Origin of the sequence: Denitratisoma oestradiolicum (assembly GCF_902813185.1) — a bacterium.
Lineage (GTDB): Bacteria > Pseudomonadota > Gammaproteobacteria > Burkholderiales > Rhodocyclaceae > Denitratisoma > Denitratisoma oestradiolicum.
Genome location: NZ_LR778301.1, coordinates 3,522,607 through 3,535,348, shown reverse-complemented (window position 1 = coordinate 3,535,348; position 12,742 = coordinate 3,522,607). Strand labels below are relative to the sequence as shown.

Genomic DNA, 12,742 nt, shown 5'->3' with positions numbered 1-12,742 from the left:
GCCAGCTCAAGCGCTTCCCAGCTTGCGGCCCGCGCCGCTGACATGGGTCTGGCCGTCAGGGCCATAGAGTGCGGCGCGATTGGTTGCTGCAGTCAGAATCGAGAGGGCTTGCTGATTACTGCTCAGACGTTCGGCGATGAGCTTGCCGTTGAGTTCATTGAGCCGCCGGGCTTCCGCGGCTGTATTCAGTAGGGACTGCCAATCCGATCGGGCCGAGGCCTGTTGCGTGGCCAGCCAAGCATCCATACCTTGCCGCCCCTCCGGTAGCCCGGCCCGGCGCAACGATTGCTCACGGGCGTTACTCAGGGCATTGAGGCGATCAGCGATTCCGAGCTTGGCGGTTGCCAAGGACTCGAAACCTTCCACGACACCTGTAACAAGGGCTTGCTGTTCCTGCTGTAGCAGGGCAGTGAACTCGGCGACTGCTGCGAGTTCGTTGCTAAGCAGGCGAAGAATATCCCCTTTGTTGTGCACGCCGGTCAGGGCAGTCAGGACCCGGAACGGCCATGCAGCATCTGACGGACACTATCCAGCAATCCATCCGCAATCTTTTCAGGGTCCACCTTGAAGCGCCCCTCGGCAATTGCCTGCTTGATTTCCGCTACCCGCTTGAAATCGACCACAGTCGCCCCCCCCGCCAAGGCTTCCGTCCCGTGCAACTGGGAGGACAGGGAGGAAATCTGCACCTGCGATCCGCTTTCCGGTATCTGCCGAGGAGGTGTCGGTGTCGAGCGCACAGACACCTTTGGCCCGGCAGATGGGCGGCCGATGGAGCTGACGGGGTTGTCGACCTTCACGATGAAATCCTTTCCTCTCAGGGATCGCTGACTCTGGTAACGGACAAAGTTCAGAATACTTTAGAGCAACGACTATGAAAATAATGCTCTTCGATTGTATCAGTAAGTGATTTCCACCATACCGCCATTTTGCGCCAGGCCACTTACGATCTGACCGCTGGCGGTTCTCACCCTTACTACCTGACCTTCTGCCGCACCATTGAGGGCCTGTCCTTCGCTGGAAACCTGAAATCCTGTTCCTTTCGATACTATTTTGACCGTCTGCCCTGCTTGAATCACCGGGGCCTGCCGCAGCAAATCGCTGCGCAGGGGGCGTCCAGCGGCGGTCGGCATGATCAGTGTGCGCCCCAGCGCCAGGCGGGAGTCGGTAATCAGGTTGCCGGGCAGGTCGGTAAGGTCTCCCGATTGCGAGGCAAGGTCACCCTCACCCAGTATCTGGCCGGCACTCAATGCACGGGTGGCAACAAGATACTCACCCTTCACCTTTACGTGGGCGGAGACGTATTGGCTCCAACCCCCTTCCTTCTGACAACGGACCACTACATTGGTGCGGCCCCAGGCCCTTCCCCCGGGAGGGAGGAAAGTCTCAAGGGCTTCACAAGGCAATAGCTGGTTCCGTGGGTCTACAGGGCCCACGGTGATACTGACTTGCCCCGGCAGGCCCCGGGTCTGAGACTGAAGGAACCCTTCCACGGCCTTCCGGATTGACAGAGGATCCTGATGGGCTCCGGCCGGGACAGCGATGAGGAGTGCTGCCAGCAGGGCGAGATGACATGACTTCATGGGGGGATTCAATCATGGCGTGCCCCAGGCGCGCAAGCCAATGGACTCTTCTAGAGTAACCCAGTGCCGGCAATTGTTGCCGAGGTATCGCCGTATTGCCGCCAAAGGTCGAGGTGGAAGGCCGTGGTTAAGGGAAGAAGAGCTCAGGAGCAATGAATTTCCTGCTGGCACGGTAGCTGCATTACGGCAGGTAGGTAAAAAACTTGAGTCCAAGATGATTGATCGTATCGACAGCGAGTTTCGGGTTCAGCACACGGCATTGAACCTGCGGTCCTATCGCCAGGAGTTGCTGGCTTCGAACATCGCCAATGGCGACACCCCCCATTACAAGGCGCGGGATTTTGACTTCAAGTCCTCACTGGCCAATGCCTTGGGGGGGGCGAGCCGGGGCGCGCTGACAATGAGCCGCACCGCTGCAGGCCACCAGGATTCCTCCGTGGGCGGCCGTGACGGTGTCGACGTGCAGTACCGCAACGAATATCAGGGTGCGGTGGATGGCAATACGGTGAATATGGACGTGGAAAGGGCGGCATTTACCGAGAATGCAGTACAGATTGAGGCAATGCTGACTTTCATGCGCAGCAAGTTCAAGGATATGCAGACGGCCATCCAGGGCCAGTGAGGTAGCTCGCCATGTTCAACATTCTGTCGATTTCCAGTTCCGCCCTGACCGCCCAGTCGGCCCGTCTGAATGCGGTATCGAGCAACCTGGCCAATGCCGATAGCGTGGTGGGCGCCGATGGGCAGCCCTACCGGGCCAAGCAGGTGGTGTTCAAGGCTATCCCCATGGGGAATGGACAGGGCGTACAGGTGACACAGGTGGTGGACAGCGCGGCGCCCCTGCGTATGACCTACGATCCCAACAGTCCTGCGGCCAACGAAGAGGGTTATGTGGCGATGCCCAATGTTAACGTGGTGGAGGAAATGGTGAACATGATCTCCGCTTCCCGGGCCTACCAGACCAATGCCGAGGTGATGAGTACTGCCAAGTCGTTGATGTTGAAGGTTCTGGCGATTGGTCAATAAGGAGTATTGAAATGGCAACGACAAATTCGGTCGCCGACGGTTCCAACGCTGCCCTGTTCGCATCCCTGAGCGGTTCGGGGTCGAGCACCAGCAACAAGTCACAAATCAGCGAATCCCAAAACCGCTTCTTGAAATTGCTGACCACGCAACTCAAGAACCAGGATCCGATGAACCCTCTGGACAACGCCCAGATGACCTCCCAGATGGCCCAGATCAGCACCGTGGACGGCATCGAGCGATTGAACGCCACCTTGCAGAAATTGATCAGCAATTCCGCCGACAGCCAGGCCATGCAGGCTGCCGCTCTGGTGGGGCATGGCGTATTGGTGCCGGGCTCCGGGATGGATATGGCCAAGGGAATGGCCTTTGGCGGTGTTGAACTGGGGTCCGCCGCCGATCAGGTAACCGTCACCATCAAGGATGCTAATGGTATTCCGGTACGGACCCTGCAACTGGGCGGCATGGATGCTGGCTCCCACAGTTTCCAGTGGGATGGCAAGGCCAACAGTGGCGCAGACGCGGCCGATGGCGCCTACACCATCAGTGTCACAGCCATTCGCGGCGCTGACAAGGTTACCGCCAGTGCGCTGTCAGTGGGACTGGTTTCAAGTGTGGAGCGCACTGCCGCAGGCGTGGTCCTGAATGTGGGGCAGCAGGGTAGTTTCGCGATGTCGGATGTGCGGGAAATTCTCTGACCGCGCGGATCTAACAGGAGACAGCAATGGGCTTTCAACAAGGTTTGAGTGGACTGAACGTATCGGCCAAGGCGCTGGATGCGATCGGCAATAACGTCGCCAACGCCAATACGGCGGGCTTCAAGTCATCCCAGGTGCGGTTCGCCGACGTATTCGCATCTTCCTTGTCGGGAGGTGGCGGCACCCAGGTCGGTATTGGCTCTTCCGTGGCAGCCATCGCTCAGCAATTTACCCAGGGCAACGTCACTGCCACCAACAATCCCCTGGATCTGGCGATCAACGGTTCCGGCATGTATCGCATGTCCAGCAGCGGGACCATTTCCTACACCCGGAACGGGCAGTTCTCGGTGGACAAGGATGGTTTCGTCGTCAGTTCTGGGGGGCAGCGTCTGACCGGTTACTCAGCCGATGCTACCGGCGCCATCGTGCCCGGGGATTATGTGGACATTCAGGTGTCTACCACCAATATTCCTCCCAAGGTGACATCCGCCAGCCAGGTCCAGTTGAACCTGGACTCCCGTGCTACGGCACCGGTTGCCATGTCTGCCGGTTCTCTGACCGCAAATACCGCCCTGGCGACCACCGTGACGATTGCCGCCGCCACGCCCAACAATCAACTGGACATCTGGGTAGATGGGGTTCTGGCCAGCGTGACCATCCCGGACGGTAATTACACGCCTGCCGATATGGCGACGACTTTGTCCAGCCTGATCAATACCGCATTGGGTACTTCAGGAGCGAGCGTGGACGTCACTACCAACGCGGGAGGCAAACTGGTATTCACCTCCGGTAGCCTGGGAACCGTCGGCAGCAATTCGCGCGGTTCCTCCATCAGCATTGCCGCCAGTTCCAACGCCGATGTCATCCTTGGAAATCTGCCTACCGGAGGACCCGTGCTGGGGACGGCGACGCCGACCCCAGGTGCCTATACGGGCATCACCCCGGTGACTTTCCCTTTGACCATCACCACCGGACAGAACGACAGTTTTTCCCTCTACATCGACGGCACCCTTTACAACGTGACCCTGCCACCGGGGAATTATCCGGATCCCGCTGGTGTGATTACAGCGCCCGATCTGGATTTGCTGGACGAAATCAATAGCGAGTTGGGGTTGACTGCCCCTGTTGCACCTATCGGTGCAACGTTGGATGGATCGGACAACCTGGTGATTACTTCGCCCACCACCGGTACGGCCTCATCGGTATTCGTGACCGGAGGCAATGGGGTGTCGGACCTGTTCGGGACGAGCAACGGCGCGGACAATTTCGATGCCAGCAACACCCTTAGCTATACCGGCTCCACGGCACAAACGGTCTATGACTCCCTGGGGAATCCCCACAACCTGACGATGTATTTCGTCAAGACCTCCGCCGGTAATGGCTGGCAGATGTATACCACCCTCGATGGCGGCGGACAGTCTGGGCCTGTGACCCTTGACTTCACTACGGCAGGCGCTCTGGCCACGGACATGCCTCTGACCCAGACCTTCACCCTGAACAACGGCGCCACCAGCCCCTTGACCTTCACCCTTGACCTGAGGGGAACGACTCAATACGGCATCAGCTTCGGCGTGAACCAATTGTTGCAGGACGGCTTCACCTCCGGACGTCTGTCGGGGCTGTCAGTGTCGGGAGACGGCATCGTCCAGGGTCGGTATTCCAACGGCAAGGCACGCAACATGGGGCAGGTGGTCCTGGTGAATTTCAACAATCCCAATGGCCTGCTCTCCATGGGCGGTAACCAGTGGGCGGAGACCGCCGAGTCCGGCCAGCCCATTCCTGGCACGCCGGGCCAGGGCAGCCTGGGGTCGATCCAGTCGGCCGCCGTGGAAGAGTCCAACGTGGATCTCACCAAGGAACTGGTGGACATGATCACCCAGCAGCGGGTCTATCAGGCCAATGCCCAGACCATCAAGACCCAGGACAGTGTGTTACAGACCCTGGTGAACCTGCGCTAATCCATGATGTCCACCACCCTCAATCGTAGCGAGCGCCACCGCCGGGCCGCCCCAAGGCGGCGCAGCCAGGACATGGAGCGTGCAGCGCACGCGAACCGTCGTCACCCCCCTCCACGGGAAGGGGCCGGGGGAGAGGTTCATAATGGATAGACTGATCTACACCGCCATGAGCGGTGCCAGCCAGACCATGAACCGTCAGGCGGCAGTGGCTCACAATCTGGCCAATGTTTCCTCCACAGGCTACCGGGCGGAGGAGCATCGTCTGCGTGCCGTACAGGTGCAGACCCACAATGCGCCCGCGGCCCTGCCGACCCGTGCCTTCGCGGTGGATGCCAGCACCCATACGGACTTCAGCTCGGGGCCTTTGCAATACACCGGCCGCAATCTGGATTTGGCCGTCGAAGGCAAGGGCTGGATCGCGCTTTCCCTGCCCGATGGTACCGAGGCCTATACCCGCAACGGCAATCTGGAGTTGAACGTCAATGGGGTGCTGCAAACTCGCGGCGGCATTCCGGTGATGGGGGATGGTGGCCCGATCTCCGTGCCGCCGGATTCCAAGATCGCTGTGGGCAAGGACGGCACGGTTTCCGTGATTCCGGAAACCGGCGCTCAGAACACGGTGAATGCCATCGGCCGGGTCAAGCTGGTGAATCCTCCGGAAGAAACCCTGGTTCGCGGGGGCGACGGCCTGTTCCGACTCAAGGAAGAGGGCGCATCCCCTCCCGATGAAAAGGTCAGCGTGGCCAATGGCTATCTCGAGAACAGCAACGTCAATCCGGTGGATCAGATGGTGAGCATGATTTCCCTGGCCCGCCAGTTCGAGATGCAGATGCGGATGCTGTCCTCCGCCGAGCAGAATGATCGCGCCGCCACCCAAGTGATTTCCAGCCGATAGGACTGAGCCATGATTCGTTCCCTCTGGATTGCCAAGACCGGCCTGGATGCCCAGCAAACCCAGCTTGATGTCATTTCCAACAACCTGGCCAACGTCGGCACCAACGGCTTCAAACGGTCTCGAGCCGTATTCGAGGATTTGCTATACCAGAACCTGCGTCAGCCGGGCGCCCAATCTTCCCAGCAAACCACCATCCCCTCCGGTCTGATGCTGGGGGTTGGTGTTCGTCCCATCTCCACGGAACATATCTTTACCCAGGGCAGTCTGCAAAAAACCGAAAACACTCTGGATATCGCCATCAACGGTCAGGGTTTTTTCCAGATTCAGATGCCTGATGGCACCCTGTCCTACACCCGGGACGGTGCCTTCCAGAAGGACAGCACCGGCCAGGTGGTGACCTCCAGCGGCTATCCTCTGTCGCCGGCCATCACCATTCCCTCCAATGCCACTTCGGTGACTGTCAGCCGGGATGGCATTGTTTCAATCCTGCAGGCCGGCTCCAGCACACCTACCCAGATCGGTACGGTGCAACTGGCCACTTTTGTTAACCCGGGTGGCCTGCAAAGCGTTGGCGAGAACCTGTTCGTGGAAACAGCCTCCTCCGGTACACCGACGCCTAATACTCCGGGTACCAATGGCGCGGGGCTGATCAATCAGGGTTATGTGGAAACCTCCAATGTCAATGTGGCCGAGGAGTTGGTCAGTATGATCCAGACTCAGCGGGCCTACGAGATGAACTCCAAGGCCATCAGTACTTCGGACCAGATGCTGGCCCGCCTGACCCAGCTTTAAGCAATGGGGGGAACCATGTTCAGAATATCTGTACTGATATTGATGGCAATGGTCCTGGCTGGCTGCATCACCACAGTGCCGCCCACGGCCATTCACCAGCCGATGACAGCCCGTCCCGAGCCCCGTTCCCTGGCCGCGCAGCGAACCGGAGCTATCTACAGCGTTGCCAGCGCCCGTCCCCTGTTTGAGGATCGGCGCGCCCGTTTCGTCGGTGACATCATCACCATCAACGTGGCGGAAAAGGTTCAGGCCTCGAAGAAATCCGGCACCACGGCCGAACGTTCCCAGTCCCTGGAAGCGGGGGTGCCCACCCTGACAGGAGTTCCGTTCAAGGGGGCTACCGGACTGAGTGTCGAGGCATCGAGCAGCAACAAGTTCGGAGGCAAGGGAGAGAACAGTTCCACTGCGGACTTTACCTCCACCATCACAGTCACCGTGATTGAGGTGTTGCCCAACGGCAACTTACTGGTGTCCGGCGAGAAGCAGATTGGATTGAAGGAGGGCGAGGAATTCGTCCGCTTCTCCGGCGTGGTCAATCCCACCACCATCACCACCGCCAATACCGTGCAATCGACGCAGGTGGCCGATGCCCGGATCGAATACAAGGCCAATGGCTTTGTGGATGATGCCCAGGCCATGGGCTGGCTGGGACGTTTCTTCCTGAGCTATCTGCCGTTCTGACGAGGTATCCATGAGCCTGACCCACAAGATACTGATTGCCCTGATGTGGGTCCTGGCCGGCCTGATGGTGGCTGATGCGGCCCGGGCCGAGCGCATCAAGGACCTGGCTTCGATTTCGGGTGTGCGCAACAACCAGCTCATCGGCTACGGCTTGGTGGTAGGCCTCGACGGCAGTGGCGACCAGACCACCCAGACTCCCTTCACGGTGCAGAGCATTGTGAACATGCTGTCCAACATGGGGGTGACCCTGCCACCGGGCACCAGTCTTCAGCTCAAGAACGTGGCGGCTGTCATGGTCACGGCTACCCTGCCACCCTTCTCACGCTCTGGCCAGCAGATCGATGTTACGGTTTCCTCCATGGGCAACGCCAAGAGCCTCAAGGGGGGCACCCTGGTGCTGACCCCTCTCAAGGGTGCCGATGGCCAGGTCTATGCGATGGCCCAGGGCAATGTGGTGGTGAGCGGTGCCGGGGCAGCTGGTGGTGGCTCCAAGGTCACGGTCAATCATCTTTCGGTGGGGCGCGTGGCCGGCGGTGCCACGGTAGAACGGGAGGTGCTGACCCCTCTGGGTGAAGGCGAGTTTGTCTATTTCGACCTCAACGCAGCGGACTTCGGCACGGCCCAGCGCATGGTGGAAGCCATCAACCGCCAGAGTCCGGGGACGGCCACGGCCATGGATGCCCGACAGATACGGGTGCGGGCGCCGGTCGGCTCCGATGCGCGGGTTTCCTTTTTGGGCGTACTGGAGAGTATTGAATTGCAACCGGCCCGCTTGGCTGCCAAGGTGATCATCAACGCCCGGTCCGGCTCCGTGGTGATGAATCAGGCTGTGATGCTGGAGAACTGCGCCGTGGCCCATGGCAATCTGACCGTCTCGGTCAATGCCAGCAATGCCGTGAGCCAGCCCAATCCCCTGGCGGGGGGGCAGACGGCGGGCGTGACCAATGCCCAGATCGAGATTCGGCAGGATGCCGGTTCCCTGTTGCATGTGCAGTCCGGCGCCAGTCTGGCCGATGTGATCAGGGCCCTGAATGCCATTGGCGCCAATCCTCAGGATCTGGTGGCGGTGCTTCAGGCCATGAAGTCGGCCGGGGCACTGCGGGCCGAACTTGAAATCATCTGACAGGCAGATATTGCCGTGCTGTTCGGACGATTGCCGGCAGCGCGTGGATGAGAAGCTGCGCGAGCCATGAATTCCTCCAGTGTTGAGCCGAACATTTTTGATGTCGGCCGTCTTGCCTCCCTCAAGCGTCAGGTCAAGGGTAATGATCCCCAGGCCCTGAAGGAGGCTGCCCGCCAGTTCGAGGCCCTGTTTCTCCAGATGGTCCTCAAGTCCATGCGGGACGCCACGCCGAAGGAAGGCATGTTCGACAGCGAACAGACCCGGATGTACGAGTCCCTGCTTGACCAGCAATTGACCCAGGTGATGGCGGGCAAGGGCGGTACCGGTCTTGCAGCGATGATAGAGAAGCAACTGACCCGCGCCAGCGGCGATCCGGAGGCGATGGAAGGAGGGCTTCCCCTGACGCCCGAGTTGCGCCCCCTGTCATTGGAAAAACCGGCGCCCACCTTGAGGATCGATCCTTTGGGCCGGAGCGACGGGGCGGTCACTCCGGTCACCGTGGCTGGTGGTGCCAACCAGTTTGTGGACAAGGTCTGGCCCCATGCCCAGGAAGCTGCCCGCAGTTTGGGTATCCCGCCCCATTTCCTGGTGGCCCAGGCGGCCCTGGAGACGGGCTGGGGCAAGTCCGAGCCGCGCTTTCCCGATGGTCGCCCCAGCTATAACCTGTTTGGCCTCAAGGCTGGACGGTCCTGGACCGGGCCCGTGGTGGAATCCGCCACCATCGAATACGTGGATGGTGTTCCACAGCGGCAGGTGGAGCGTTTCCGCGCCTATGCCTCCTATGGTGAGGCCTTTGCCGATTATGCCCAACTGATGGCATCGAGCCCACGCTATGCCGCAGTCCGGGGCAGTCAGGAGGGCACAGCCTTTGCCCATGGCCTGCAACGGGCCGGCTATGCCACTGATCCCATGTACGCAGTCAAGCTGGAGCGCATCATCTCTGGCGCCACATTGCGCCAGGCTCTGATAGGCTGATTTTCCGCTTCACCGGGTCCATGGCACGGGGGTTGCTCAACCCCAGCCAGGGATTCAACTTCCGGCAAGCCTTGCCGTAGTTAACGGGAAACGGAATACATCATGGGTAGCGGCCTTCTCAATGTCAGCGTGTCAGGTCTCAATGCGGCCCAGATGGGCATTTTGACGACCAGCCACAACATCGCCAATGCTTCGACTCCCGGCTTCAATCGTCAGACAATCTCCCAGTCGACCAACACACCCGTACTCACCGGAGCGGGTTTCCTCGGGCAGGGCACCAATGTTGACACCGTGCGACGTGTGTACAACGATTTCCTCGCCGGGCAGGTATTGAATGCCCAGACCAATGCGGCCGAGTTGGAAACCTACGCGAACCAGATCGCCCAGATAGATAACCTGCTGGCGGATCCCAGCGCTGGACTGAGCCCTGCCTTGCAAGGTTTCTTCAAGGCCCTCGATGAGGCTGCTGCAAACCCGTCTTCGATTCCCGCCCGGCAGGCCATGCTTTCTGCCGGTCAGGGGCTGGTGGCACGCTTCCAGGGGCTGGACCAGCAACTGGAAGACATGCGCAGCGGTGTGAATACCCAGGTTCGTAGCGAAGTGACGACAATCAATTCCTATATCGCCCAGATCGCCGACGTCAATCAGCGCATCATCGTCGCTCAGGCGGGAGGGAGTCAGCCTGCCAATGATCTCTTTGATCAGCGTGACAAGCTGGTGTCCGATCTCAACAAGGAAATTCGCATCACCACTCACGTGGAAACCGATGGCAGCTACAGCGTCTTCTTCGGTTCCGGTCAGCCTCTGATGGTGGGTTCCCAGATTTATCAGTTGCAGGCGATACCGGATCGGGAGGACACGACCAACTTCCAGATTGGATTGCTGAGTCCGGCAGGCAACGCGGAGGTGATTCCGGAGTCCCTGATCACCGGAGGAAATCTGGGGGGGCTACTGAATTTCCGCACCGGGACCCTGGACCCGGCCCAGAACAGCATTGGCCGCATCGCTTTTGCCGTGGCAACGAAATTCAACGCCCAGCATTCCCTGGGACAGGATCTGACGGGGGACATGGGCGGGAACTTTTTCGATCCCATCCAGCTTTCGACGCTCGGCGCACCCACCAATATCGGTACGGGCATCCTGACCGCCAATGTCATCAGTAGCGATTACTCCCTGAGCTACGATCAGGGCCTGGGGGGATATGCCATTACTCGCCTGGCCGATGATCAAATGCTGGGTGTTTTTTCGGATCTGCCCCAGGTTGTGGATGGAATCCGTTTTTCCCTGTCCTCCGGTGCGCCCGCCAATGGCGATGTCTTCTTGGTTCGCCCTGATGCCCCACCCATGGACCGGGTTATTTCCTTCGCCACCAATACGGGTAGCGCGACGCTGGCATCCACCGGCTCGAATATTCAGACCATGACTGCCAGCGACTATCGTCTGACGCTCACCGGAGTCAACAGCTTTACCCTGGAACGGATATCGGACCATCAGTTCTGGAAGGGTGTGGGCAGTGATCAGGCGGAGGCGCTGGTCGATCTGATGACCAATGCCGCGCCCCAGGGTTTCGACCTGGAGTTGAGCGGTGCCATGCAGATCAATGACAGCTTTCTGGTCCGCCCCACCCGCCATGGCGCCCGGGACATCGCACTGGCCACAACGGATCCGCGAGACATCGCGCTGGCTGCGCCGATCCGCACCTCCGCAGGCCTGTCCAATGCTGGCACGGCGGCCATCAGCGCTGGCGTGGTCGATGATACGTCGGTGCGGCAGGCGGCCCCTTTCTCGGTCGTCTATGAGGCCGCCAGCAACAGTCTGGTGGGTTTCCCGGTCGGCTCGCTCGTCCAGGTTGGTGCGATCCGCTATCCCATCACGACGGCGACGACCCGAGTTCCCTATGCACCGGGACTGTCCATCAATATCAACGGTTTGGCTGCGACCATCACCGGCATACCTCAGGATGGTGACGTTTTTACTTTTTCCCCCAATATCACTCCCCCCATCGCGCCGCCCGGCGTGGGGAACACCGGTTTCGCCACGCTGTTCGGCATGCCATCGCCATCAACCCTGGCGGGTCCTCAGGGGGTGGCAACGGCGGGGGTGACATTGCCGGCTTCGTTCACTGTTGCTGCAGGGAACAACGACCAGTTCAACATTGCCCTGGATGGAGGCGCCGCCGTCACTGCCACCATTCTGCCGGGTACCTACACCCCCGCGACCCTGTTGACTGCGGTGCAGACCGCCCTCAATACGGCCCTGGGGGCCGCGCCCCCGGCGGCCGGCTCGGCCACGGTCAGCCTGAACAGCAGCAACCAGTTGGTGGTCATCTCTACCACGGTAGGGGCTGGTTCGGCGGTGGCTCTGTCCAGTGCCAGCAACCTGGGCACCGGACTGATGGTTTCGGCTCTGGCGCTGACCAACAGCAGCCTGCCGGCGGCGCCGATCACCCTGACCTATCGCCAGGCGACCACCGTACCAGTATTGCCGGATCGACTCGTCGGTTTCCCCGTGGGTAGCATGGTTACGGTGACTCCATCGGGTGGGCGGCCAACGACTTACACGATCGGTCAGACAACGGATTACGTTCCCTACACCTCGGGGTCGGAATTGGCCTTCAATGGCCTGCGGTTCTCCATCAGCGGTCCGGCGGTGGAGGGAGATCTTTTTACCGTGGGCCCCAATCCCTCCGGCGTGTCCGACAATCGAAATGCCGGGCTACTGGGCGCCTTGCAGACCAGCAATGCCATGACCGACGGCACGGCCACCTTCCAGGCCGCCTATTCCCAGGTGGTCAGCCAGGTGGGCAACAAGTCCCGGGAAGTGGAAGTGACCATGACGGCCCAGCAGAACCTCGCCAAGCAGGGACAGGACGCGATCCAGTCCCAATCCGGCGTCAATCTTGATGAAGAGGCTGCCAACCTGTTGCGTTTCCAGCAGGCCTACCAGGCGGCGGCCAAAATCATCAATGTCTCCAGCAAGCTCTTCGACGAGTTGCTGAGTCTGGGTAGATAACCGAA

13 protein-coding genes are annotated in these 12,742 nt (G+C 60.3%); 10 read left to right on the top strand and 3 right to left on the bottom strand.

Features of this window, described 5'->3' with window-relative positions; all coding sequences use genetic code 11:
- Positions 1-6 precede the first annotated feature (6 nt).
- The 3 genes from DENOEST_RS16120 to flgA all read right to left on the bottom strand — a co-directional run bounded on the left by DENOEST_RS16120 (position 7) and on the right by flgA (position 1,580).
- Positions 7-474, bottom strand: coding sequence for a flagella synthesis protein FlgN (locus tag DENOEST_RS16120; RefSeq protein WP_170228081.1), 468 nt, complete (start codon positions 472-474; stop codon positions 7-9).
- A gap of 14 nt (positions 475-488) precedes the next feature.
- Entirely contained in the window at positions 489-797 is a 309-nt protein-coding gene (gene flgM, locus DENOEST_RS16115) for a flagellar biosynthesis anti-sigma factor FlgM (RefSeq protein ID WP_232096526.1), read from the bottom strand.
- 99 nt (positions 798-896) lie between these two features.
- The gene (gene flgA, locus DENOEST_RS16110; protein ID WP_145769294.1) at positions 897-1,580 is read right to left on the bottom strand and encodes a flagellar basal body P-ring formation chaperone FlgA; all 684 of its coding nucleotides are present in this window, start codon (positions 1,578-1,580) and stop codon (positions 897-899) included.
- A gap of 214 nt (positions 1,581-1,794) precedes the next feature.
- Between flgA and flgB the strand changes: the two genes are divergently transcribed.
- The 10 genes from flgB to flgK all read left to right on the top strand — a co-directional run bounded on the left by flgB (position 1,795) and on the right by flgK (position 12,737).
- Positions 1,795-2,202, top strand: a complete 408-nt coding sequence (flgB, locus tag DENOEST_RS16105; RefSeq protein WP_145769293.1) for a flagellar basal body rod protein FlgB — start codon at positions 1,795-1,797, stop codon at positions 2,200-2,202.
- 11 nt (positions 2,203-2,213) lie between these two features.
- Positions 2,214-2,606 carry a flagellar basal body rod protein FlgC gene (gene flgC / locus DENOEST_RS16100; RefSeq protein WP_145769292.1) on the top strand — a complete coding sequence of 131 codons (393 nt, stop codon included), beginning with the start codon at positions 2,214-2,216 and terminating at the stop codon, positions 2,604-2,606.
- Positions 2,607-2,617: 11 nt separating this feature from the next.
- Positions 2,618-3,301, top strand: a complete 684-nt coding sequence (locus DENOEST_RS16095) for a flagellar hook assembly protein FlgD (RefSeq protein WP_145769291.1) — start codon at positions 2,618-2,620, stop codon at positions 3,299-3,301.
- A 26-nt stretch (positions 3,302-3,327) separates the two neighbouring features.
- Positions 3,328-5,259 carry a flagellar hook protein FlgE gene (locus DENOEST_RS20260; protein ID WP_145769290.1) on the top strand — a complete coding sequence of 644 codons (1,932 nt, stop codon included), beginning with the start codon at positions 3,328-3,330 and terminating at the stop codon, positions 5,257-5,259.
- Between the two features lie 142 nt (positions 5,260-5,401).
- The gene (flgF, locus tag DENOEST_RS16085) at positions 5,402-6,154 is read left to right on the top strand and encodes a flagellar basal-body rod protein FlgF (protein WP_145769289.1); all 753 of its coding nucleotides are present in this window, start codon (positions 5,402-5,404) and stop codon (positions 6,152-6,154) included.
- Between the two features lie 9 nt (positions 6,155-6,163).
- A complete protein-coding gene (flgG, locus tag DENOEST_RS16080) occupies positions 6,164-6,946 on the top strand; it encodes a flagellar basal-body rod protein FlgG (RefSeq protein ID WP_145769288.1) in 783 nt (260 codons plus the stop codon).
- 15 nt (positions 6,947-6,961) lie between these two features.
- A complete protein-coding gene (locus tag DENOEST_RS16075) occupies positions 6,962-7,627 on the top strand; it encodes a flagellar basal body L-ring protein FlgH (RefSeq protein WP_232096525.1) in 666 nt (221 codons plus the stop codon).
- Between the two features lie 10 nt (positions 7,628-7,637).
- Positions 7,638-8,750 carry a flagellar basal body P-ring protein FlgI gene (locus tag DENOEST_RS16070; protein ID WP_145769287.1) on the top strand — a complete coding sequence of 371 codons (1,113 nt, stop codon included), beginning with the start codon at positions 7,638-7,640 and terminating at the stop codon, positions 8,748-8,750.
- A gap of 66 nt (positions 8,751-8,816) precedes the next feature.
- Complete coding sequence (gene flgJ, locus DENOEST_RS16065) at positions 8,817-9,725, top strand: flagellar assembly peptidoglycan hydrolase FlgJ (RefSeq protein WP_145769286.1); 909 nt, start codon at positions 8,817-8,819, stop codon at positions 9,723-9,725.
- Between the two features lie 102 nt (positions 9,726-9,827).
- Entirely contained in the window at positions 9,828-12,737 is a 2,910-nt protein-coding gene (gene flgK / locus DENOEST_RS16060; RefSeq protein WP_145769285.1) for a flagellar hook-associated protein FlgK, read from the top strand.
- Positions 12,738-12,742 lie beyond the last annotated feature (5 nt).